The organism is Enterococcus sp. DIV1767 (genome assembly GCF_050542585.1).
In the GTDB taxonomy this organism is placed as follows: Bacteria; Bacillota; Bacilli; order Lactobacillales; family Enterococcaceae; genus Enterococcus_D; species Enterococcus_D innesii.
Map to the genome: position 1 here is coordinate 739,345 of NZ_CP172936.1, position 23,029 is coordinate 762,373.

21 protein-coding genes and 1 other annotated feature are annotated in these 23,029 nt (G+C 44.2%); of the genes, 17 read left to right on the forward strand and 4 right to left on the reverse strand.

What is annotated here, in order from left to right; all coding sequences use genetic code 11:
* The first annotated feature begins 113 nt into the window (after positions 1-113).
* The 7 genes from IGI78_RS03475 (at position 114) to IGI78_RS03505 (ending at position 8,237) form a co-directional block, all read left to right on the forward strand.
* Positions 114-767 carry a redox-sensing transcriptional repressor Rex gene (locus tag IGI78_RS03475; protein ID WP_005237525.1) on the forward strand — a complete coding sequence of 218 codons (654 nt, stop codon included), beginning with the start codon at positions 114-116 and terminating at the stop codon, positions 765-767.
* 65 nt (positions 768-832) lie between these two features.
* Entirely contained in the window at positions 833-1,324 is a 492-nt protein-coding gene (tpx, locus tag IGI78_RS03480) for a thiol peroxidase (RefSeq protein WP_008377033.1), read from the forward strand.
* Between the two features lie 57 nt (positions 1,325-1,381).
* Positions 1,382-1,616, forward strand: a binding site (T-box leader).
* Between the two features lie 671 nt (positions 1,617-2,287).
* Positions 2,288-4,933 carry a valine--tRNA ligase gene (locus tag IGI78_RS03485; RefSeq protein WP_077454036.1) on the forward strand — a complete coding sequence of 882 codons (2,646 nt, stop codon included), beginning with the start codon at positions 2,288-2,290 and terminating at the stop codon, positions 4,931-4,933.
* 148 nt (positions 4,934-5,081) lie between these two features.
* Positions 5,082-6,395, forward strand: a complete 1,314-nt coding sequence (locus tag IGI78_RS03490; protein WP_195266099.1) for a bifunctional folylpolyglutamate synthase/dihydrofolate synthase — start codon at positions 5,082-5,084, stop codon at positions 6,393-6,395.
* Positions 6,388-7,062 (forward strand): HAD family hydrolase, encoded by a 675-nt coding sequence (locus tag IGI78_RS03495; RefSeq protein WP_081119098.1) that lies wholly within the window; start codon positions 6,388-6,390, stop codon positions 7,060-7,062. Before IGI78_RS03490 ends, IGI78_RS03495 begins: the two co-directional genes overlap by 8 nt.
* An 81-nt stretch (positions 7,063-7,143) precedes the next feature.
* Entirely contained in the window at positions 7,144-7,836 is a 693-nt protein-coding gene (radC, locus tag IGI78_RS03500) for a RadC family protein (protein ID WP_081119097.1), read from the forward strand.
* 200 nt (positions 7,837-8,036) lie between these two features.
* Complete coding sequence (locus tag IGI78_RS03505; protein ID WP_005225155.1) at positions 8,037-8,237, forward strand: cold-shock protein; 201 nt, start codon at positions 8,037-8,039, stop codon at positions 8,235-8,237.
* A gap of 143 nt (positions 8,238-8,380) precedes the next feature.
* On the opposite strand, the gene rnjA is transcribed toward IGI78_RS03505, so the two are convergent.
* Entirely contained in the window at positions 8,381-10,060 is a 1,680-nt protein-coding gene (gene rnjA, locus IGI78_RS03510) for a ribonuclease J1 (RefSeq protein ID WP_005225156.1), read from the reverse strand.
* A gap of 1 nt (position 10,061) precedes the next feature.
* Entirely contained in the window at positions 10,062-10,274 is a 213-nt protein-coding gene (locus IGI78_RS03515; protein ID WP_005225157.1) for a DNA-directed RNA polymerase subunit epsilon, read from the reverse strand.
* A 401-nt stretch (positions 10,275-10,675) separates the two neighbouring features.
* On the opposite strand from IGI78_RS03515, the gene IGI78_RS03520 reads away from it, so the two are divergent.
* From IGI78_RS03520 to IGI78_RS03530, 3 genes are all read left to right on the forward strand, one after another.
* Positions 10,676-12,409, forward strand: a complete 1,734-nt coding sequence (locus tag IGI78_RS03520) for an ABC transporter ATP-binding protein (RefSeq protein ID WP_010747462.1) — start codon at positions 10,676-10,678, stop codon at positions 12,407-12,409.
* Complete coding sequence (locus IGI78_RS03525) at positions 12,406-14,163, forward strand: ABC transporter ATP-binding protein (protein ID WP_195266098.1); 1,758 nt, start codon at positions 12,406-12,408, stop codon at positions 14,161-14,163. The genes IGI78_RS03520 and IGI78_RS03525 overlap by 4 nt, the downstream gene beginning before the upstream one ends.
* Positions 14,164-14,225: 62 nt before the next feature.
* Positions 14,226-14,819, forward strand: coding sequence for a gamma carbonic anhydrase family protein (locus IGI78_RS03530; RefSeq protein WP_223273080.1), 594 nt, complete (start codon positions 14,226-14,228; stop codon positions 14,817-14,819).
* A 62-nt stretch (positions 14,820-14,881) separates the two neighbouring features.
* Here the strand turns inward: IGI78_RS03530 and clpP are convergent, their stop codons facing one another.
* Positions 14,882-15,472: an ATP-dependent Clp endopeptidase proteolytic subunit ClpP gene (clpP, locus tag IGI78_RS03535; RefSeq protein WP_005225161.1), complete on the reverse strand. Its 591-nt coding sequence runs from the start codon at positions 15,470-15,472 to the stop codon at positions 14,882-14,884.
* 175 nt (positions 15,473-15,647) lie between these two features.
* Here clpP and IGI78_RS03540 point away from each other — a divergent pair, with 175 nt between their 5' ends.
* The 6 genes from IGI78_RS03540 (at position 15,648) to glnA (ending at position 21,364) form a co-directional block, all read left to right on the forward strand.
* Complete coding sequence (locus tag IGI78_RS03540; RefSeq protein ID WP_005231097.1) at positions 15,648-16,166, forward strand: hypothetical protein; 519 nt, start codon at positions 15,648-15,650, stop codon at positions 16,164-16,166.
* 223 nt (positions 16,167-16,389) lie between these two features.
* Positions 16,390-17,139, forward strand: a complete 750-nt coding sequence (locus tag IGI78_RS03545; protein WP_195266096.1) for a glycerophosphodiester phosphodiesterase — start codon at positions 16,390-16,392, stop codon at positions 17,137-17,139.
* Positions 17,136-18,053 carry a tRNA (adenosine(37)-N6)-dimethylallyltransferase MiaA gene (gene miaA, locus IGI78_RS03550; RefSeq protein WP_195266094.1) on the forward strand — a complete coding sequence of 306 codons (918 nt, stop codon included), beginning with the start codon at positions 17,136-17,138 and terminating at the stop codon, positions 18,051-18,053. The genes IGI78_RS03545 and miaA overlap by 4 nt, the downstream gene beginning before the upstream one ends.
* Entirely contained in the window at positions 18,050-19,294 is a 1,245-nt protein-coding gene (gene hflX, locus IGI78_RS03555; protein WP_195266092.1) for a GTPase HflX, read from the forward strand. Before miaA ends, hflX begins: the two co-directional genes overlap by 4 nt.
* 291 nt (positions 19,295-19,585) lie before the next feature.
* Entirely contained in the window at positions 19,586-19,966 is a 381-nt protein-coding gene (locus tag IGI78_RS03560; RefSeq protein ID WP_005225166.1) for a MerR family transcriptional regulator, read from the forward strand.
* A 57-nt stretch (positions 19,967-20,023) separates the two neighbouring features.
* Positions 20,024-21,364, forward strand: coding sequence for a type I glutamate--ammonia ligase (glnA, locus tag IGI78_RS03565; RefSeq protein ID WP_005225167.1), 1,341 nt, complete (start codon positions 20,024-20,026; stop codon positions 21,362-21,364).
* 319 nt (positions 21,365-21,683) lie between these two features.
* On the opposite strand, the gene IGI78_RS03570 is transcribed toward glnA, so the two are convergent.
* Positions 21,684-22,073: a DUF1093 domain-containing protein gene (locus IGI78_RS03570; RefSeq protein ID WP_005237494.1), complete on the reverse strand. Its 390-nt coding sequence runs from the start codon at positions 22,071-22,073 to the stop codon at positions 21,684-21,686.
* A 234-nt stretch (positions 22,074-22,307) separates the two neighbouring features.
* Between IGI78_RS03570 and IGI78_RS03575 the strand changes: the two genes are divergently transcribed.
* Positions 22,308-22,910, forward strand: a complete 603-nt coding sequence (locus IGI78_RS03575) for a LysM peptidoglycan-binding domain-containing protein (RefSeq protein ID WP_016611944.1) — start codon at positions 22,308-22,310, stop codon at positions 22,908-22,910.
* The last annotated feature ends 119 nt before the right edge of the window (positions 22,911-23,029 follow it).

Sequence of the window (23,029 nt, forward strand, 5' to 3'; positions counted from 1 at the left end):
ACATTTGTGGTCGTTTTTCATCGTGTGAGAGAGTTTGTGAATATTTTCTTGCTATTGAAAATGGAACATGCTACACTCAATATGTGAATCATTTAACAAGGGGGGTGGACAGGATGGAAGCATTAAGAGATAAAAAACTTCCGAAAGCAACGGCAAAACGTTTGCCAGCTTATTTACGACACTTAAAATTACTGGATGCCTCAGGTATTCAGCGAATCAAATCAAAAGAGTTTGCAGAAATCACGCAAGTTCCTTCAGCCACGATCCGCCGGGATTTTTCTCATCTAGGAGAATTGGGTAGAAGTGGCTATGGCTATGATGTTCCTTATTTGATTGAGGTTTTGAGCTATATTTTAGAAACCAATGAGGAGAAAAAAATCGCCTTGATTGGTTATGGAAATTTAGGAAAAGCGTTAGCTAACAACAATTTTCGCAGAAATGAAAATCTTTCCGTCATCGCGGTTTTTGACAATGATCCAGAAATGATTGGCCAGACCATTAGTGGACGTTATGTCTATGGAATGGACCAATTGGCGGAAGTCGTAGCGGAAAAAGGGATCACCGTAGCGATTTCGACTGTTCCTAGCCGCTATTCACAAATGGCGATCGATGCGATCGTGGATGCTGGGATCACAGCAATCCTGAATTTTGCCCCTGATCCCGTCATCGTGCCAAAAGATGTCAATATCCAATACATTGATTTGACGACAGAATTGCAAACCTTGATCTTTTTTGATACGACCTACTCGCAAAAATCGAAAGTCTGAGCAAATCCTTTTCGTTTTTTGACAATCTTTCTTATACTGGGAGAAAATGCTATAGGAGAGATGTTATGCAAGTTACACGCAAAGAAACGGTTTATGAGATGCCCGGCAACCAACCAAAAGTAGGGGATAAAGCAGCTGATTTTCGCTTGAAAAGTTTAGAGGACAAGGAATACACACTGACTGATTTTTTAGGAAAACCAACGATCATCAGCGTTGTTCCCGATATCGTGACACGCGTTTGTGCGTTGCAGACCAAGCGTTTCAACCAAGAGGCAAGTCAATTGGATGATATAAATTTTGTAACGATCTCTAACAATACAAAAGAAGAACAAGCACAATGGTGCGGCCAAGAAGGCGTCGACATGATCATGCTTCATGATCCGGCGAATACCTTCGGTGAGGCCTATCAAATCATGATCCCAGACTTCGGTCATTTTGCCCGAGCAATTTTCGTTTTGGACCGTGAAGGCGTGATTCAACACGTTGAGATCGTTCCTGAAATCTCCCACGAACCGGATTATCAAGCAGCCATTGATGCGGCAAAAGCAAACCTCTGATTGACTTTCAAAAAAGTTCATTGTAGAATGTAGCAAGATGAAACAAGAATCTATGATAGCAAGACAATGTTCAAGAGGAGTATCAGTGACCCTGGCGGTCAGAGAGAAGTCGGTCGGTGCAAGACTTCCCCAGACACTGAAAAGGTAGCTTGAAGGTCTTTGATCCGAACCACGGTTTGTTTCTTGCAGACAAAGCCGCACAGTAAGATCAAGCGCGTCGTGAACGTTACCTCACGTCAAAGTGGCAGAGCAATCTGCAATTTAGGTGGTACCGCGTATCAGCGCCCTAATGCTTCGGCATTAGGGCGCTTTTTGCTGTGAATCACTGCGACTGGCCCACAAGTGGGACAGAGCAGATGATGAACAGTACTAGGCGACCAAAGGGAGCGTAGTAACCATACTAGGAATCACTATGACTGGCCCACAAAGTGGGACAGAGCAGATGATGAACAGTACTAGGCGACCAAAGGGAGCGTAGTAACCGTACTAGGAATCACAACGACTGGCTTGCGGAGCAAGACAGAATAGATGATGAACAGTACTAGGCGACCGTAGGGAGCGTAGTAACCATACTAGGAATCACAATGAGTGGCCCACAAAGAGGGACAGAATAGATGATGAACAGTACTAGGCGACCAAAGGGAGCGTAGTAACCATACTAGGAATCACTGCGATTGGCTTGCGAAGCAAGACAGAATAGATGATGAACAGTACAAGAAGTCATCAAAATTGGTTCACGAAGCGAGTCAGATCGGTTGCCCAAAGCCCTAAGACACAATAGAGGATCACGGAAGTGTGCCTTGACCTCTGTAAGCAATTTTTTTACCAACAATAAACTGCTGATAATTACCACCGCACTCATCCTGAACGATTCAAACATTGTCACGCTTTACTTGGCAACTGGCACCAAAAAAACCACACCAACCATTACGCTTAAAAAACGTAACTTTAGGAGGACCAACTATGACAGAAACTGAGAATCTATCCACCAAGTACAATCCCCAAGAAGTAGAAGCGGGGCGTTACCAAGATTGGTTAGAACATGACCGTTTTAAACCAAGCGGCAACAAAGAAGCAAAACCGTATTCTATCGTGATTCCACCACCAAACGTAACAGGAAAATTGCACTTAGGTCATGCCTGGGATACCACGTTACAAGACATCATCATTCGTCAAAAACGGATGCAAGGGTATGATACCTTATGGTTACCAGGAATGGACCATGCAGGGATCGCTACCCAAGCCAAAGTAGAAGAAAAGCTGCGGGAACAAGGAATTTCTCGCTATGACCTTGGTCGGGAAAAATTTGTTGAACAAGTATGGGATTGGAAAGAAGAATATGCCGGTCACATTCGGGAACAATGGGCGAAACTAGGCTTATCTCTAGACTATAGCCGTGAACGCTTTACGTTAGATGATGGATTATCCGAAGCGGTTCGTAAAGTTTTCGTGACGCTCTATGAAAAAGGCTTGATCTATCGTGGCGAGTACATTATCAACTGGGATCCGCAAGCCCGCACGGCATTATCTGATATTGAAGTGATCCACAAAGACATCGAAGGTGCTTTTTACCACATGTCTTACGAATTAGCAGATGGCAGCGGTGTGGTGGAGATCGCAACGACTCGTCCAGAAACAATGTTGGGGGATACAGCAGTCGCGGTTCATCCAGAAGATGAACGCTATCAAGCATTGATCGGTAAAAAAGTGATTTTGCCTTTGGTCAATAAAGAGATCCCAATCATTGCTGACGAGTACGTGGACCAAGAATTTGGAACAGGGGTCGTAAAAATCACTCCTGCCCATGACCCGAATGACTTTGAGGTCGGTAACCGCCATGACCTACCAAGGGTCAATGTTATGAACGATGATGGAACAATGAATGACTTAGCAGGTACCTATGCAGGAATGGATCGTTTTGCTGCTCGCAAGCAAATCGTGAAAGACTTAGAGGCGTTAGGTCGTCTGATCAAGATCGAAAAAATGGTCCATAGCGTAGGTCACTCAGAACGGACAGGCGTAGTAGTCGAACCTCGTTTATCAACACAATGGTTCGTAAAAATGGAACCATTAGCAAAACAAGCCATCGACAACCAAGATACCGACGAAGCGGTGGACTTTTATCCGCCACGTTTCAACCAGACATTCTTACGTTGGATGGAAAATGTCCATGACTGGGTGATCTCTCGTCAGTTGTGGTGGGGCCATCAAATCCCAGCTTGGTACCACAAAGAAACGGGAGAAATGTATGTAGGTCTTGAAGCGCCAGCAGATGCCGAAAATTGGCAGCAAGATCCAGACGTATTGGATACCTGGTTTAGTTCTGCTTTATGGCCGTTTTCAACAATGGGATGGCCAGATGAAAACAATGAAGATTTCCAACGCTACTTCCCAACGAATACATTAGTAACTGGTTACGACATCATTTTCTTCTGGGTAAGTCGTATGATTTTCCAAAGCTTGGAATTTACTGGCAAACGACCATTTGAAAATGTCTTGATCCACGGATTGATCCGTGATGAACAAGGTCGCAAAATGAGTAAGTCTCTTGGAAACGGGATCGATCCGATGGAAGTCATTGAACAATACGGTGCTGATGCATTGCGTTGGTTCTTATCAAATGGCTCTGCACCGGGGCAAGACGTGCGTTTTAGCTATGAAAAAATGGATGCCGCTTGGAACTTCATCAATAAAATTTGGAATGCTTCCCGTTTTGTCTTGATGAATGTCAGTGAAATGACTGCAGAAGACATTGATTTTTCTGGTGAAAAATCAGTGGCGGATCGTTGGATCTTGACGCGCTTGAATGAAACGATTGAAAAAGTCACTGATCTTTTTGAACGCTTCGAATTTGGGGAAGCGGGTCGTCAATTATACAACTTTATCTGGGATGACTTCTGTGACTGGTACATTGAAATGTCGAAAGAAACCTTATACGGTGACAATGAAGCAGCGAAACAAGTCAATAAGAGCATCTTAGTCCATGTTCTTGATCAAATTTTACGCTTGTTGCACCCAATCATGCCATTTGTTACCGAAGAAATCTGGAGCAAACTGCCGCATACAGGGGAATCATTAGTTGTTGCTGAGTATCCACAAGTGGCACCAGAATGGACCGATGAAAAAGCGGCGCAAGGGATGGAAGTGTTGAAAGAATTGATTCGTTCGGTTCGAAATATCCGAGCAGAAGTAAATACACCACTTTCGAAACCAATTACTTTGCTGATCCAAGCAAATGAGCCTGAGATCGAAGAATTCTTGATTGCTAACAAAAACTATATCGAACGCTTCTGTAATCCAGAAGAACTAGAAATCTCTAACAGCTTGCAAGCTCCTGAATTGGCGATGTCAGCCATCCTGTCAGGTGCGACGATCTACTTGCCACTAGCTGGGTTGATCAACATTGAAGAAGAAATCGCGCGTTTGGAGAAAGAACTAGCGAAGTTCACTCAAGAAGTTCAACGGGTACAAGGCAAACTGGCGAACGAACGCTTCGTTGCCAATGCGCCTGAGGAAGTCGTGGCACAAGAACGCAGCAAAGAAGCCGATTATCTTGAAAAACAAAAAGCCGTTCAAGAACGGATCGAACAATTACGCACAATCCAATAGGATGAGCACATCACGCGCAAACAAGCATCTCTCGAAGATGCTTGTTTTTGCTTAATCAATAGAAACAGGGCGAATAACTTTCTCGTTTAAAGGAAAGAAAATGGGAAAGCCGTTCATTTTTTGTTAAAATAGGAGCGAGGTGAGCGAGATGACAAGCGAAGAAGCAACAGCGTGGATCCATTCGCGTTTGACATTTGGGCAAAGACCCGGATTGATGCGTGTCGAAGCATTATTAAAACGGATGGGGAATCCTGAAAAAAAGGTGACCATGATCCATATCGCCGGAACGAATGGCAAGGGATCGACCGTCAGTTATTTGCGCAGTCTTTTAGAAGAAGCTGGGCAGCAAGTGGGGACCTTTACTTCCCCACACATTGAAGCGTTCAATGAACGAATCGAAATCAACGGACAATTTATATCAGATGAGGACTTGGTCGCTTGGGTGGAAAAAATCCAGCCGCTGGTTGCTGAAATCGATCGTGATGAAACCTTGACTGGCATCACTCAGTTCGAGATCATTACCGCTATGGCATTAGGCTATTTTGAAGAAAAAAAGGTCGATGTTGCGATTATTGAAGTTGGCTTAGGGGGACTCTTAGATAGTACCAACGTTATTTCTCCTATTTTGACCGCGATCACGACGATCGGCATGGATCACATGGATGTCTTAGGGGATACTATTGAAGCAATCGCTGCCCATAAGGCAGGGATCATTAAGCCACAAACACCCCTTGTTACTGGCAATATCGTTGAAAGTGCGCTTTCGGTGATCGATTTGAAAGCTGCAGAAGCACAGGCACCCGCTTATCATGCAGGGCAAGAGTACCGTGTGACCTATCGTCATCCCGATGAAGAATGGGGCGAATTGTTTGATTTTGAAAATGAGCATGGCAAAATCAAAGGCTTGAAAACGCCGATGTTAGGCCGCCATCAACCAGAAAATGCCGGTGTTGCGATCCAATTGTACAGCCTGTATTGCGACCTGCGACAACTACCGTTTTCAGCCAAAGAGATTCGCAATGGCTTGCGAAAAGCCTATTGGCCCGCCCGAATGGAACGAATCAGTAGTGAGCCACTAGTGATTATCGATGGTGCCCATAACGTACACGCCATGGCTCGTTTAGTAGATACAATGAAAGAAGAGTTCAGCGACTATCGCATCCATGTGCTGTTCTCAGCCTTAGAAACTAAAAACGTCAATGAGATGCTTCAGCAATTGCTGGCGATTCCCCAAGCCGAGATTTATTTAACGACCTTTGATTTTCCCAAAGCATTGCATTTAGCAGACGGCTATCAGGAACTCGATGAAAAACGAATCTCGACGGTTTCTTTATGGCAGTTTGGTTTGGCAGAGTTATTAGAAAAAATGACCAATGAAGATTTGCTACTGGTGACAGGATCCTTGTATTTTGTTTCAGAAGTTCGTGAATTGTTGTTGGCAATAGGAGGAAAAAATGGCTAAGTTACGTGGTGTGATTTTCGATATGGACGGCTTGATTTTTGACACGGAGCTGCTCTACTACCAAGCAACTCAAATCGTGGCGGATCAAATGGGTATTCCCTATACAAAAGAGTTGTATCTAGCTTATGTGGGGGTCTCGGATGAAGAAGTTTGGGCCGCCTATCATGAACGGTTCGATGAGGCCTTTGGTCATCAGATGATTGAAGAATTTATTCAAGCGGCTTTTCAGCAAACGCTGGAAATGTTCCAACGGGGCGAGGCTGAATTGAAGCCAGGTATCCACGAGTTATTGCATTATCTTGATGAGAAAAAGATTCCCCGAGTGTTGGCGTCTAGCAACCAGCGCAAAGTGATCGATACCTTGCTGGAAGCAGCAGGCTTAACGGCGGAATTTCCTGAGATCGTCTGCTTTGATGATGTCACACGGGCAAAACCAGATCCTGAGATTTTTGAAAAAGCCCGCGCATTATTGGCGGTACCAAAAGAAGAATTGGTGATCCTCGAAGATTCGGCCAATGGTATCCATGCTGCTCATGGGGCAGGGATCTCAGTCATTATGATTCCCGATTTGATCGCGCCGACGACCATCATTGAAGAAAAAGTTTTGAAAGTCTTACCATCACTAGAGGATGTCCCAGATTTTCTAGAAACGGCTTTTTCTTTCTAATGGCGATTTTTTAAAAGCATCGGAATCAAATAGTTCCTCCTTTGCGTATTTCTTATTAGACCGACGCAAAGGAGTTTTTTTATGATCAATGAAACAGTAATTCCCCAAAGCTCGTTTCCACGAGAGCGCTTAGTGCAATATGGGGTTGATGCCCTTTCGAACCAAGAACTGTTGGCCATTTTGTTGCGAACTGGCTCACGGCCCCTAAATGTCCTGGAATTGGCGGCTAGTGTCTTGAATCGTTTTGAAGAATTGTATGAATTAAAAGAAGCGACAATCGATGAATTACAAGAAATTCGCGGCGTCGGACAAATCAAAGCCATTGAGATCAAAGCGATGGTTGAATTAGGCGTGCGGATCCAGCGGTCTGTTCAACCGAAGTACGGCAAGATCAACTCCAGTATGGCGATCGCTCATCAGCTGATCCAAGAATTAAAAGACTTTCGTCAGGAGCACTTGCTAGGAATTTATTTGAATACCAAAAATGAGATCATTCAAAAAAAGACGATCTTCATCGGATCGTTGAATCAGTCGATCGCTCACCCACGGGAGATTTTTCATTGGGCGGTACGTTATAGCGCCGCACGTGTGATCGTCGTTCACAACCACCCAAGTGGAAGTCCTCAAGCCTCGGAGGCAGATCTACTGTTTACACGCCGCTTGATCAAATGTGGGGACTTGATGGGGATCGAACTACTAGATCATTTGATTATTGGCGACAATGCCTATGTTAGTTTGCGAGAAGAAGGCCTCTGGCAACAAGAAAATTGCTGACACAACGGCTAATTTGCGAACATTATTAAAAATAAAGGTGAATTGTCTAATCGTCTGTCTTGCAAAAAAATACGGGCAAGTGTAAAATATTATTGTAATTTTGTTTGCTGAATAGATGTTGAAACGCACGTTAGGCCTCTATCGCACAAAGGCAATGTTACACATAATTAAGTGCTTATGCACGAGGAGGTTTTTTTATAATGGAACAAGGTACAGTAAAATGGTTCAATGCTGAAAAAGGGTTTGGTTTTATCTCTCGCGAAGACGGTACAGACGTATTTGTACATTTTTCAGCGATCCAAGGTGAAGGATTCAAAACTTTAGAAGAAGGTCAAGCAGTTACTTTCGACGTGGAAGATTCTGATCGTGGACCTCAAGCAGTTAACGTAAACAAAGCGTAAGCTTTCAAACAAACTGCCAGTAAGAACACTTTGAAATCAAAAACCCAAAAGACCATCGATTAGATGGTCTTTTTTTTGCTTTTTGCATGGGGAAGGAAAAAGGGGAGTTCCCAGTAACCTGAGAACTCCCCTTGCATGTGAGACTATAAATCATCCGGCGTCATGATCATTGAAAGGATCATTGGATGACGTTCGGTTTTTTCAAATAGGAATGGCTGTAAAGCCGATGACATCGCTTCTCTTAATTTGTGCTCTGTTGGGTCTGGTTGGTTCAAGACTTCCCGCAACGCACGGAAGAGAATTTGTTGGGCTTCGTTGATCATCTCGCCGGATTCTCGCATGTAAACAAACCCACGCGAAAGGATATCTGGTCCAGCAAGGACTTCTTTCTTCGCCACATCGACTGTCGCTACTGCTAAGACGAGGCCTTCTTCTGAAAGAATGCGACGATCTCGTAAGACAACATTTCCGATATCACCGATACCGCTGCCGTCGACATAAACATCATTGGCATTGAAATGACCAGCCAAGCGAGCGGTATCCGCCGTTAAGGCCAACATGTCGCCATTTTCCATAATGAAACAATTCTCTTTTGGTACACCGACATCTTGTGCCAATTGGGTGTGGATGTTCAGCATCCGAAATTCCCCGTGGACAGGCATAAAGAATTTTGGTTTCATTAGACGCAACATCAGTTTTTGTTCTTCTTGGCCACCATGACCAGAAGTATGGATGTTGTTCAATTTTCCATGGATCACGTTTGCGCCAGCTTCCAACAGCAAGTTGATCAGCTGATTGACACTCGTGGTATTTCCTGGGATCGGTGAGCTTGAAAAAATCACGGTATCATCTGGATGAATTTGGATTTGACGGTGGGTCCCATTGGCAATCCGACTCAAAGCAGCCATTGGCTCTCCTTGTGAACCCGTACAAAGGATCATGGTTTCGTTTGCAGGCAAACGATTGATCTCATGAGATTCCACAAAGGTTCCATCCGGCACCTTGATATAGCCAAGGCGCTGTCCGTTGACGATCGCATTTTCCATACTGCGTCCAAAAACGGCGATTTTACGTCCAGTCGCAACCGCCGCATCTGCAGCTTGTTGGAGACGGAAAATGTTGGAGGCAAAGCTGGCAAAAATGATCCGACCATCGATTTTTTCAAAAATCTTTTGGATCGAGCTGCCGATCGTTTTTTCTGATTTGGTAAAGGTTGGAATTTCTGCATTGGTACTATCGGAAAGGAGGCAAAGGACACCTTCTTCACCAATTTTTGCCATTTTGTGCAAGTTTGCTGGTTCGCCCACAGGCGTAAAGTCAAACTTGAAATCGCCTGTTGCGACGATATTGCCAGAAGGCGTTTTGACAACGACACCTAAAGCATCAGGGATACTGTGGGTCGTTCGGAAGAAGCTGATGGACGTTTTACGGAAACGAATCACCGTATCTTCATTGATTTCGTGTAATTCTGCGTCTCGCAATAAGCCATGCTCATCTAATTTGTTGGTGATCAAAGCAAGTGCCAATGGTCCCGCATAGATCGGGATATTGGCTTCCCGCAACAAGTAAGGGATTCCGCCAATATGGTCTTCGTGACCATGAGTGACGATCAAGCCTTTGACTTTCGGTAAATTTTGAACGATGTAGCTATAATCGGAAATGACATAGTCGATCCCAAGCAGTTCATCTTCGGGGAATTTGATTCCCGCGTCTATTAAGATGATCTCATCTTGGAACTGAACCCCATAACAGTTTTTTCCGATTTCGCCAAGTCCACCGACGCCGAATACGCCAGTCTCATTATTTTTCAGCGAAACTTTCATCTTAAAACTCCGCTAATTTGAAATCAGCGTTTTCTTTTTCGTAAGCTAAATGTTTTTCATCTAGTTCTTGAACGAACTCGATGTTGTATGGGGTATTTTGTTCAACCAGACGGCGTGCGATCACTGCATCGTCTGCTTCAATGTACAAAGAGTGGGTTTGTTCTCTCTTTGGGTTGCGGTCTTTTGTTTCTTGGTAATAAATTTTGTAAATCATATCTTTTCTCCTTTATCTGCTTTTCGCAGTAGTCTATTTGGTTGATGAATTCGCTGCATCACAAAATCGAGGTCCGAATAAAGTGACCTGAAAAGAAGGCTTCGAGAGCCGCTGCATGCTTTTTTCAGACAATCGTTGTGAGAAAAAAGAGAAAGCCTCGTCTTTGCTTTCCAAATGTCGTCATAAAAAATTCACCGGGTTTGTAAGTCGTTCCACTACAAGTATCCCTAGTTTATCACAGAAAAACGAATAAGTATAGAAACACGTCATTTTGAAAAGGCTTACTGAAAGAAAATGAAAGGACTATCGCTGAAGTTTGCTTTTTTTCGTTGAAAGTGCATTACAATAAGAATATTCCTATGCTATAGTAGAAGTAATGAAGTAAAAAAGGAGGGGATTTTTTGAAATTAATGTGGCACTACACGATGAGAAACAAGAAACTGCTGGTTTTTAATTTCATCTGTGTTTTTGGTTTTATTTTGATTGAATTAGGTTTGCCGACGTTATTGGCAAGAATGATCGACAAAGGGATCGCCGCTGGTGATCGCGACTACATATGGAAAATGGGTGCGGCGATGATCGCGATCACCATTGTGGGGATCACGATGAACATTTTGTTAGGCTATTTCACGTCACGTATCACCACTAACATTGTGGCCGATATTCGTGACGATCTTTTTGAAAAAGTCCAAGGCTATTCACATACCGAATATGAAAAAATCGGGGTTTCATCATTGATCACCCGTGTGACCAATGATGCGTATCAAATCATGCTGTTTATGCAAAGCATCTTACGGACAGGTTTGATGACACCCATGATGTTTGTGGTCAGCTTGTACATGGTCATGCGGACAAGTACACAACTAGGGTTGTATGTTTTGGGGGCATTGCCGATATTGCTGATGGCCGTCATCGCCATTGCCAAAATCTCGGAACCATTATCCACCAAACAACAAGCCAATCTAGATAAAATCAATGGCATCTTGCGGGAAAATCTCTCTGGTTTACGAGTGATCCGTGCCTTCGTCAATGAAAAATTTGAAGAAAAACGCTTTGGCAAAGTCAACCAAGCCTATGCTTCTAGTTCTCGCAGCTTATTTCGCTTGATGGCAACGGCACAACCAGGCTTTTTCTTCTTATTCAATATCGTGATGATTTTGATTATTTGGACGGGAAGTATTCAAATCGATCAAGGGCAACTGCAGGTCGGTGACTTGATTGCATTTATCGAATACATCTTCCATGCGCTGTTTTCTTTCATGCTGTTTGCGACTGTCTTTACGATGTATCCACGAGCGGCGGTTTCTGCTCGTCGAATCCAAGAAGCGTTAGATGCGACTTCTGAAATCAAAGAGCCAGAACAGCCAGTGACAGAAACTAAGACGAAAGGCTTCTTGGAATTCAAAAATGTTACCTTTGCTTATCCAGGACATGCTCAAAGTCCAGTGATCCGTAATGTTAGCTTTACCGCTTCACCAGGGGAAACCGTGGCGTTTATCGGTAGTACCGGGAGCGGGAAATCAACCTTGATCCAATTGATCCCACGTTTTTACGACGTCAGTGAAGGCCAAGTCTTGGTGGATGGTGTTGACGTTCGGGATTACAGCTTAACGACGTTGCGCAACAAGATCGGGTTTATCCCTCAAAAAGCGTTGCTATTTACAGGGACGATCGCAGAAAACCTACGCTATGGGAAAGAAGATGCCACGCAAGCAGAGCTGGAACGAGCAGCCGAGATTGCGCAAGCGGCAGATTTCATTTCTCGCACACCAGATGGCTTTGATGCTCACTTGGCAGAAGGCGGAACCAACTTCTCTGGCGGACAAAAACAACGCCTAGCGATTGCCCGTGCGGTGATCCGCCAACCAGAGATCTATATTTTTGATGATAGTTTTTCTGCATTGGATTACCAAACGGATGCAAAATTGCGGGCACGCTTGAAAAAAGAAACCACAGAATCGACCGTTTTGATCGTTGCTCAACGAGTAGGAACGATCATGAATGCCGATAAGATCGTCGTCTTGAACGAAGGCGATGTGGTTGGCATCGGCACCCACAAAGAACTGCTGCAAACTTGTCCAGTATACTACGACATTGCGGCGTCACAATTATCAGAGGAGGAGTTGGCACAATGAAAGCAATCTCTTCTTTAAAACGGTTAGGTGCTTACATCAAACCGTACAAAGTACAATTTATCCTAGTCTTGCTGTTTACTGTTGCCACCGTCGGCTTCAATGCGGCAATGCCATATGTTTCTGGATTGCCGACGACAGAGATCAGCCGCAACATCGCCGCTGGCGAAGGCGTTAATTTTGATTACGTGATCCTTTGCTTGATCTGGATCGCAGTCGTTGGTGTCGGTTACTGTTTCTCACAATTGATGTCAGGGCTGCTGATCACCAACGTTGTCCAATCTGCGATGCGAGATTTGCGGCAAGATATTGAAGAAAAAATCAATCGTTTGCCCGTTTCTTACTTCGACCGCAACCAACAAGGGAATATCTTGTCACGGGTGACCAATGACGTGGATGCCGTCAGCGGTGCGATGCAGCAAGCCTTGATCGGGATCGTCAATGCCTTCTTAGGAATCGTTATGGCGGTTTCCATGATGTTTTACATCAATACCTACATGGCGTTGGTTTCATTGATCATGATCCCAGCCTCCTTATTGATTTCTCGCACGATCGTCAAAAAGTCGCAAAAAGACTTCCAAGGCATGCAAAATGCGTTAGGGGATCTGAACGGCTATGTACAAGAAAACATGACTGGATTCAGTGTGTTGAAAGTGTATGGACGGGAAAAGCAAACACTTGAAGGGTTTAAAAACGTTAACCACCAGTTGCGCTATTACGGCTTTCGTTCTGCCTTTGTGTCAGGCTTGATGATGCCGCTGGTGCAAATGACCGCTTACTTTACCTATATCGCAATGGCAGTCATGGGGAGCTTTTACGTGATCAGCGGCGTGATCGTTGTTGGTCAGCTGCAAGCGTTCATTCAATACATTTGGCAAGTCAGTCAGCCAATGGGGAATATTACCCAGCTGTCTTCCGTCTTGCAAAGTGCCTCAGCAGCAGCAAAACGGGTCTTTGAAATCTTAGATGAGGAAGAAGAGCCAGTCAATCAAACGGATATCCAATTGCCAGAACAAATCAGAGGCGACGTGACCTTTGAACATGTCGGCTTTGCCTATGATCCGAAAAAACCGTTGATCAAAGACTTGAACTTTGAAGTCAAAGCTGGACAAACCGTGGCGATCGTGGGACCAACAGGTGCTGGGAAAACCACCTTGATCAATTTGTTGATGCGTTTTTATGATGTCAATGAAGGGGCCATCAAGATCGACGGCATCGACACGAAGAAGATGGAACGTCACGAGGTTCGGTCACTGTTTGGGATGGTTTTACAAGATGCATGGTTGTATGAAGGCACGATTGGCGACAACATTCGTTTTGGGAAATTAGATGCCACCGATTATGAAGTCGTTGATGCAGCGAAAACCGCCAATGTTGATCACTTCATTCGCACGATGCCAGACGGCTACGAAATGATCATCAATTCTGAAGGGGACAATGTCTCCTTGGGGCAAAAACAATTGTTGACCATCGCTCGGGCAGTCATCTCTGATCCGAAGATTTTGATTCTCGATGAAGCCACCAGTTCGGTGGATACCCGCTTAGAAGCGCTGATTCAAAAAGCAATGGATAAAGTGATGGAAGGTCGTACCAGCTTTGTGATCGCCCATCGTTTGTCAACGATTCGTGAAGCAGATCTGATCTTAGTGATGGATCAAGGGTCGATCATTGAAAAAGGCAATCACGAGACCTTGTTGGCAGCTGGCGGCTTTTATAGCCAACTGTACCAAAGTCAATTTTCAGAAGAAGCCGAGTAAACCCAAAAGAGCGTCCAGTCTGACTGGCGCTCTTTTTGCATTGTCGCAAGGGTGGTGCTATAGTGAAAAAAGAAAGCGCAGATCCGTTTATGGATTGGAAGGAGAAGTTGATGGACAAAGAACAATCAGGGAATGAAACCCACAAAACAGTTTCGCCAGCCTCGTTGCAAGGAACACCTTGTTTTGTGGCAAAAAATGCGACGATCGTAGGAAACGTGACTCTAGGAAAAGAGAGTACGGTCTGGTTTCAAGCAGTGATTCGAGGCGATGCCAATCGCATCGAAATCGGCGCGCGTACCAATATTCAAGATGGAACGATCATTCACGTTGATCACGATGCCCCGACGATCGTGGAAGACGATGTGACTGTTGGGCATCAGTGTATGCTTCATGGCTGCACCATCAAAAAAGGGGCGCTGATCGGCATGAGCTCGATTGTTTTGAATCATGCAGTGATCGGTGAAAATAGTTTGTTAGGTGCTGGTTCGTTAGTAACGGAAGGAACCGTCATTCCGCCCAATGTGTTGGCGTTTGGTCGTCCTGCACGAGTGATCCGCCCGTTGACAGAAGAAGAAATCGCCAAAAATCAGGCAAACATCACGCATTACGTGGAAAATGGGTATGCTTACCAACAAGGCCAATATGGCGAAGTTTGACGCCGAATCCAAAGACGCAAAAAGGTGTACGAATTGCTTCGTACACCTTTTTTTATGCAAGCTTATTTCAATTTGTTTGATTCCATGATCTCGTCGATCAAGCCGTAATCTTTGGCTTCTTGTGCGGTCATGAAGTTGTCGCGATCGGTGTCGCGTTCAATCACTTCGATTGGTTGACCAGTACGTTCTGACAAGATTTTGTTCAGACGTTCGCGGGTTGCCAAAATGTGGCGGGCAGCAATTTCGATTTCAGTTGCTTGACCTTGTGCGCCACCTAATGGTTGGTGAATCATGATTTCGGCATTTGGTAACGCAAAGCGTTTGCCTTTTTCACCAGCGGTCAATAAGAATGAACCCATAGAAGCAGCCATCCCCATAACGATGGTTTGAACATCGGCTTTGATAAAGTTCATGGTATCAAAGATCGCTAGACCAGCAGTAACGCTTCCGCCAGGCGAGTTGATGTACAAGTAGATGTCTTTTTCAGAATCTTGCGCGTCCAAGAATAAAAGCTGAGCAATGATCGAGTTTGCTAAGTCATCGGTTACTTGACCACTCAACATAATGATCCGGTCTTTTAATAGACGAGAATAGATGTCATACGCTCTTTCACCGCGAGATGATTGTTCAATGACTGTAGGAATTAAATTCATAGTGATAGTCCTCCTAAAAATCGTTATAGATATAGTTTAGCATAAAGTTTTCGCAATATCTAAGAGATAGTATACCGATTAGGTCAAGAAAGGTCAAATAAAAAGTTCGTTATCTTTTTTGCGAAACTTTCAAATATGATACAATATGAAAAAAGGAATGAGGAAGGATCGAAGAATGGCAGTAGCAATAGCAGGTTTGATCGGCGTCTTAGTGGGCGCATTGTTAGTAACCATCATTTTTAATTTACGCATTCGGTATGAGGAGCAAAAAGAAAAACAACGCCGTTTGTTGGAGCATAAAGTCAAAGAAATCGAAACGTTGGTTTTATTGAATCAAAAAATCAGTGAGATTCTACAAAAAAGGGTCATGCTGATGGATGAGTATGTCAGCTTTGATGCCTTTGACGACTGTTATATCACCATCGATGATTTTGCCTATTTACAATCTTTTGCGGCGCAAAACAGTTTTTATCTACCGAATTTTTTCTTGGAAGAATTTTTCAAAAAAATCGGGACACGTCGGGTGATTTTATCCCCAGAGGAAACTGTTAAAATCGGTGGGTATACCTATAAAGGCGGTCGGATCATTATGGAAAATTTCCTTGATCAATTAGTCGAAATGGTCAATGAGCGTAAAACCCAAATGAAAAACATGACGAGCGAACCGTTGACCTATTTTTCAAAAACGATTTGATCCTACTGGTCAGCCGTTTTCCTTGGTTAAGGCAACCAAACCAGAGTATCGACGGTTGCGCTTTTTTAACTGATCACACACACTCTTACTGCGATCATAGTAAGGGTGTTTTTCTTTGACCGAAACAAAGCGTTATTATTCATTAAGAGGATCGAAACAAACAGAGGCTTTTTGGTTCTAGGAGATTCCATGGTAAAATAAAGAGTGAGAATGGAGTGAAAGAATGATGGTACAAATCGTTGCCCACCGCGGGAGTAGCGGCAACCGACCTGAAAACACGCTACCAGCATTTGCGGAAGCGGTGCGGGCCAAAGCTGATATCATTGAGTTAGATGTACATCTATCAAAAGATGGCGGCTTGATCGTCATGCATGATGAAACGGTTGATCGAACGACCAACGGCAAAGGTCGGATCTGTGACCTGACGGTTGCTGAACTAAAAGAACTCAATGCTGGCAGCTGGTTTTCTGAGGAATTCCAAGCCGCCAAAGTCCCCACGCTAAAAGAAGTGTTGGATTTGCTTGCAGCGAAGAATTATCGTGGCATTTTGACGATCGAATTAAAAACCGATCATTATGAATATGAAGGAATCGAAGCCAAAGTATCCGACTTATTGAATAGCCAAGAATGGCCCTTTACTCATTGGTATTGTTCCTTCAATATCGAGACCTTGGATCGGATCCATGCGATCGAACCGGATGCGACCCTTGATTTTATTATGGGACGCGGGGAAGACAAACCACCGTTGGCGCTCAGCCGACCGTATATCGAAGGAATTCATCCTGCCTATCGCTGGGTCCAAGAGACAGCAACGGTCTTAACTGATTTTCCGATCGCGATCCGTCCGTGGACTGTCAACGAAGAAGCGGCGATTCGCACCTGCTTGGCTCTGGGGTTGACGGGGATCATCACCGATTTTCCAGAAAAAGCTCGGGCAATTGTGCAACAGGTCCGTGAGGAAACAAAAGGATGAAAAAAGTCTTAGTAATCGTGGGACCGACCGCAGTCGGCAAAACCGCCTTGAGTATCCAGTTAGCCCAAAAATACCATGGGGAGATCATCAGCGGGGATTCCATGCAAATTTACCGTCAGTTAGATATCGGTACCGCCAAAGTGACGAAGGAAGAAATGGCAGGGGTTCCTCATCATTTGATCGATATTCGTGCAATGACGGAAGCATACTCTGCCGCTGATTTCCAGCAAATGGGGCGTGAAGCCATCGAGACGATCCAGCAGCAAGGAAAGCTGCCGATCGTTGTAGGGGGAACAGGGTTATACATCCAAGCGCTTTTGTATGACTTTCGTTTAGGGGCAGAAGAAGGCGATCCAACGATTCGTCAGCGTTACGAACAAGAAGCAGCAGCCATCGGCAAAGAAGCTTTATGGCAAAAGCTGCAGGCGGTCGATCCCTTGGCAGCAGCGAAGATCCACTACAACAATGAGCGGAAAGTGATTCGTGCGTTGGAGGTTTTTGAAACGACTGGCGAAAGTATCGCTGCACCAAAAGAGACACCACAAGCTTTGTACGATTTCTTCATGATCGGGTTAACCACTGAGCGAGAAGTGTTATACCAGCGAATCAATCAGCGAGTGGACTTGATGATGGATCAAGGCTTGATCGAAGAAGCAAAAGCTGTTTTGCAGTATCCAGAAACGCAAGCCGCCAAAGGAATCGGCTACAAGGAATTTTTGCCCTATTTTCAAGGGCAGGCCACATTGGAGGAGACCGTTGAGCAAATCAAGCAAAACTCACGCCGCTACGCCAAGCGGCAGCTGACGTGGTTCAATAACCGAGCACAGCCCCGATGGATTGATTTAGTGAGGCAACCTGAAGAACAACGTACCCTTGAAACAGAAATCGACCAATGGTTGGAGGAGAAAAGATGAGCCAAGAACGTGTGATTCTTGTCGGAGTAGAAACGGAGAAAAACTATCTTCATTTTGATTCGTCAATGAAAGAATTGAAAAGCTTAACAAAAACCGCCAATGGTGAAGTTGTTTTTTCACTGGTGCAAAAACGGCAGCAAGTCGATCGACAAACCGTGATCGGCAAGGGGAAAGTTGCGGAATTGCAGCAGTTGGCAGAAGCACATGAAGCAGATCTAGTGATTTTCAATCATGAACTGACACCAAGGCAAAGCCAGTTGATCGGTGATGCGCTAGAAGTGCCAGTGATTGATCGCGTCCAGCTGATCCTCGATATTTTTGCGATGCGTGCCCGTTCCAAAGAAGGAAAGCTGCAAGTAGAATTGGCGCAGCTGGATTATTTGCTTCCACGCTTGATAGGGCAAGGAAAGAACATGTCTCGGCTAGGGGGCGGAATCGGAACGAGAGGGCCAGGGGAAACCAAGCTGGAGACCGATCGTCGCCACATCCGCAACCGCATCACCATCATCAAACGGGAATTGAAGGAAGTGGCAGCCCATCGAGACCGAACACGCCAAAAGCGCAAAGACAGCCAAGTCTTTCAAATGGGCTTGATTGGTTATACCAATGCTGGAAAATCAACTATTTTAAACATTTTGACCAGTGCGGATACGTATGAGCAAGACCAGTTGTTTGCGACACTCGACCCTTTGACGAAACGCTGGCGGATGCCAGAAGGATTCGAAGTCACCATTACCGATACGGTTGGTTTTATCCAAGAATTGCCGACCCAATTGATCGATGCGTTTCATTCCACACTGGAGGAAAGTCAAAACATGGACTTCTTGCTGCATGTCGTCGATGCCAGTTCCGAAGAACGGGTCCAGCAAGAGGAGACGGTCTTAAAATTAATGGAGGAACTTTCTTTGACCCAATTACCGATGTTGACGGTCTACAATAAGGCGGATCGCATCGACGCTGATCAGTTTGTCCCAACGCTCTTTCCCAATGTCTTGATCTCAGCAAAAAGTACCAAAGGCAAAGAACGCTTGACTCAGGCGATCAAAATGGAATTGATGCAGATCATGCAGCCTTATCATCTGGTGCTGCAAGCCGATGAAGGCAATGCGCTGAATCGTTTAAAACGGGAGTCGCTAGTGTTGAGCAATACCTTCGATGAAGCAACACAGACCTATCATATCAAAGGATTTGCGCTGGAGGATACCTATCCACTACGCAGAATGGTGCAAGAACAGGAATAAACAGAAAACGGTGCAGCTGATGCACCGTTTTTTTTGTGGTGACAAAATTATGGAAGTATAAGTGGTTTGACTTCCTTCAAGTGCAAAACCCGAACATTTTTGGCTAAGGCACCATTTCTTCCAGAAAAAGGACTGCTTGAACATGCGATCAAATCAAGGGTCCAATGAAAAAATCAAAAAAATTTGCATTCATGTCACTTTTTCTAACATGAGGGGTTGACACGCAAAAAAAGAATTGGTATAGTTTCCATAAAGTTACGCAGCATCATTGAAACGGAGGGGAGCCAAGTTATGCGGGAAAAAGAATTGCGGCGCTCAATGTCAGTCTTTCCTATCGGAACAGTCATGAAATTGACCGATCTCACCGCCCGTCAAATTCGTTATTACGAAGAACAAGAATTGATCCACCCGGAACGCAGCGATGGCAATCGACGCATGTATTCGCTGAATGATATTGATACCTTGCTAGAGATCAAAGACTATCTTTCCGATGGACTGAACATGGCTGGGATCAAACGAGTTTATGAAATGAAAGTTGCCAAAGAAAAAGAAGCGAAGAACAAACCGCCGCTGACCGATGAAGATGTTCGTCGAATTTTTTATGATGAACTCTTGGCTCAAGGTGGATTGAATCAACAACAGCCATACCAGCAAAAAGGTCCACGAATGTAGAACATTAGTAGATCGTTGCTGTGATATAAAAAGAATTGGGAAAAAGGAAGGGATACTATGCCAAAATTTGAAAGAACTGCCGAAGACATCAAACAAATCGTAAAAGATGAGAACGTGCGCTTTTTACGCTTGATGTTTACTGATATTTTAGGAACGAACAAGAACGTTGAAGTACCTGTAAGTCAATTAGATAAAGTACTGGAAAACAAAATGATGTTTGACGGTTCTTCTATTGAAGGATTTGTCCGTATTGAAGAAAGTGACATGTATCTATATCCTGATTTGTCGACCTGGATGATCTTCCCTTGGGAAAGTGAACATGGCAAAGTGGCTCGTTTGATCTGTGATATCTACAATCCAGATGGCACCCCATTTGCAGGCGACCCTCGCGGCAACTTAAAACGGGCATTAGCGGACATGCAATCCCTTGGCTTTACTTCTTTCAATCTTGGACCAGAACCAGAATTTTTCCTATTCAAATTAGATGAAGCAGGCGAAATTACAACTGAATTAAACGACAAAGGCGGCTACTTCGATTTTGCCCCAACCGATCTAGGGGAAAACTGCCGTCGCGATATCGTATTAGAATTAGAAAGCCTTGGCTTTGAAGTTGAAGCGTCTCACCATGAGGTGGCACCAGGGCAACACGAGATCGACTTTAAATATGCGGACGCAGTGGAAGCATGTGACAACATCCAAACCTTCAAACTTGTCGTGAAAACTATTGCTCGTAAACACGGCTTGCATGCAACCTTCATGCCAAAACCATTATTCGGCATCAACGGTTCAGGCATGCACTGCAACATGTCCTTGTTCAAAGGCGATGAAAATGTCTTCTTTGATGAAGAAGGACCAATGCAATTAAGCCAAACAGCGTATCACTTCTTAGGCGGTTTGATTGAACACGCCCGTGCTTACACAGCTGTCTGCAATCCAACTGTCAACTCTTACAAACGCTTAGTGCCAGGTTACGAAGCGCCTGTATACGTGGCGTGGTCAGGACGCAACCGTTCACCACTGATCCGGGTACCAGAATCAAGAGGCTTGTCAACGCGTTTGGAATTGCGTTCGGTTGACCCATCAGCCAACCCATACTTAGCCATGGCTGTTTTACTGCAAGCTGGACTTGATGGCGTTAGACGTGAGTTGACACCACCACCAGCTGTCGACCGTAACATCTACATCATGAACGAAACAGAACGTGCAGAAGCACAAATCGAAGATCTGCCATCAACGATCCACAATGCCATCAAAGCATTGCGTAAAGACCAAGTGATGATCGATGCTTTAGGCAAACACATCTATGCCAACTTTGTCGAAGCAAAACGATTAGAATGGGCAGCCTTCCGCCAAACAGTCTCCGAGTGGGAAAGAGAACAATACTTGGAACTCTATTAAAATCGAAGAAAGCCGCTAGAGATAAACAATCTAGCGGTTTTTTTATGATGAACTCAGCTTTTATCGTAATGATTCTCGGTTTATTTATTTCCGATAGTCAATAGCTACTTGATCAAAGCTTGAGCAGAAAAAAACTTGCGAAGCTGGAGCGGTTCTGTCTATAAGAAGCGTAAATCTTGCCTGACCATTGAGAAAAAATAAAAAATACCAGTCGGGCGAGGACTGGTAAGAGGAAGAAAAATAGTTTTGGTATAACGTTAGCATAGCCGGTCAAAATAAAATGAACCTTAAAAAGTAGAAAGTTTCTTGTAAGAAGTCTTTATTCGTCAAAGGTTTCCAGCTCAGACAGTATTTTTGCTGGAACTTCTGATTGAGGGACTTCATTGGGACCCGAGATGACACGGGTTTTACTGATCTCTGCTTTGACTAAGGTATTTGGCGCGAATGGCTTCACATTTTCACCAGAAAGATCATAGGTCATGAGTTCTTTCTCGCCGTTTTTCTTAACAAACTCAAACGTGTACTTATACGTAAAGGAGCCATCGATTTTTTCACCGGAATCGCTGTACGTTTGGGTCTTTTCTGGGACTTTGTTGGGCGTGATGGCATAAGCCGTTATCCCTTGATAAGTTGTTGTATAGTACGTATAGCCAAAGTAGCCACCTACTGCTAAAATCAAAACGCCAAGCGTCAAAAGTAGTTTTTTCATGTGCATCGATCCTTTCAATTACTGGGTTTACTATAGCATGATGGAGCCAAAATCATTCATCGAAATGGATAACAATATTGTAAGTTTACTGATTATCAACAAAAAGCTTGTAACTTTCTGTTTAACAATTGTGATAATGAAAAATATTTCTGAAACCTTCCTGCAATATTGTAATGTTATTCTCTTACTTGTGCCCGATAGCGGGACAAATAATCAAAAGAGAGGTTTTTTCATTTGAAAAAATTTGCATTTACAGTTGTTGCAGGATTTGGTTTATTCGTTGGAGGAACAGTTGTTTCAGCAGCAGAACAAACCCATGTTGTCGAACCAGGAGACACCCTATCTGGGATCGCTGCTACTTATCAAACAACGGTCGAAGATCTTTTAGCTTTGAATGATTCGATCGAAAATCCAAATATGATTTTTGATGGCGAAACATTGTTGGTTTCTAACGATGGCCAATCAGTAGAAAACAAAGAAACAAGTACGAAAGAAAGCACAGAAAAAAGTGAATCTACAGCGACTGCTAACGTGAGTCAAACCCGTTCAAGCATTCCTGGTGCTGGTTCTGGTGTCTTGAATCCAGTGGACGGTATCAACTACTTCAATGGTGTGAGAGAATCGTACTACTCACAAAAAGTCTTGCCAGGAGGCGGATTGAACATCCCTGGTCGCCATGTAGCATCAGACGGAACCATCCGTGATGCCGATGGATACATCGTTGTTGCCAGCGACAATCAACCGAAAGGTTCGACTGGTCAATCATCCTTAGGTGCCTACAAAGTCTATGACACAGGTGTTGGTCATAGCGGTATTGATGTTTATACGAATTGGTAAGCAAGTAAAACTTGATCGAAAAAACTACTATACTATAACTGAAGCGAGCATTTAGTTTTGAACAGCTCGTCGCAGACGCTAAAAAAGCTGCGCCCATCAACTTTTAGGGCACAGCTTTT

Excerpts from the sequence above, each read along its gene's own strand:
- IGI78_RS03475 (WP_005237525.1), top strand. The coding sequence starts at position 114 with ATGGAAGCATTAAGAGATAAAAAACTTCCGAAAGCAACGGCAAAACGT.
- tpx (WP_008377033.1), top strand. The coding sequence starts at position 833 with ATGCAAGTTACACGCAAAGAAACGGTTTATGAGATGCCCGGCAACCAA.
- IGI78_RS03485 (WP_077454036.1), top strand. The coding sequence starts at position 2,288 with ATGACAGAAACTGAGAATCTATCCACCAAGTACAATCCCCAAGAAGTA.
- IGI78_RS03490 (WP_195266099.1), top strand. The coding sequence starts at position 5,082 with ATGACAAGCGAAGAAGCAACAGCGTGGATCCATTCGCGTTTGACATTT.
- IGI78_RS03495 (WP_081119098.1), top strand. The coding sequence starts at position 6,388 with ATGGCTAAGTTACGTGGTGTGATTTTCGATATGGACGGCTTGATTTTT.
- radC (WP_081119097.1), top strand. The coding sequence starts at position 7,144 with ATGATCAATGAAACAGTAATTCCCCAAAGCTCGTTTCCACGAGAGCGC.
- IGI78_RS03505 (WP_005225155.1), top strand. The coding sequence starts at position 8,037 with ATGGAACAAGGTACAGTAAAATGGTTCAATGCTGAAAAAGGGTTTGGT.
- rnjA (WP_005225156.1), bottom strand. The coding sequence starts at position 10,060 with ATGAAAGTTTCGCTGAAAAATAATGAGACTGGCGTATTCGGCGTCGGT.
- IGI78_RS03515 (WP_005225157.1), bottom strand. The coding sequence starts at position 10,274 with ATGATTTACAAAATTTATTACCAAGAAACAAAAGACCGCAACCCAAAG.
- IGI78_RS03525 (WP_195266098.1), top strand. The coding sequence starts at position 12,406 with ATGAAAGCAATCTCTTCTTTAAAACGGTTAGGTGCTTACATCAAACCG.
- clpP (WP_005225161.1), bottom strand. The coding sequence starts at position 15,472 with ATGAATTTAATTCCTACAGTCATTGAACAATCATCTCGCGGTGAAAGA.
- IGI78_RS03540 (WP_005231097.1), top strand. The coding sequence starts at position 15,648 with ATGGCAGTAGCAATAGCAGGTTTGATCGGCGTCTTAGTGGGCGCATTG.
- IGI78_RS03545 (WP_195266096.1), top strand. The coding sequence starts at position 16,390 with ATGATGGTACAAATCGTTGCCCACCGCGGGAGTAGCGGCAACCGACCT.
- miaA (WP_195266094.1), top strand. The coding sequence starts at position 17,136 with ATGAAAAAAGTCTTAGTAATCGTGGGACCGACCGCAGTCGGCAAAACC.
- hflX (WP_195266092.1), top strand. The coding sequence starts at position 18,050 with ATGAGCCAAGAACGTGTGATTCTTGTCGGAGTAGAAACGGAGAAAAAC.
- IGI78_RS03560 (WP_005225166.1), top strand. The coding sequence starts at position 19,586 with ATGCGGGAAAAAGAATTGCGGCGCTCAATGTCAGTCTTTCCTATCGGA.
- glnA (WP_005225167.1), top strand. The coding sequence starts at position 20,024 with ATGCCAAAATTTGAAAGAACTGCCGAAGACATCAAACAAATCGTAAAA.
- IGI78_RS03570 (WP_005237494.1), bottom strand. The coding sequence starts at position 22,073 with ATGAAAAAACTACTTTTGACGCTTGGCGTTTTGATTTTAGCAGTAGGT.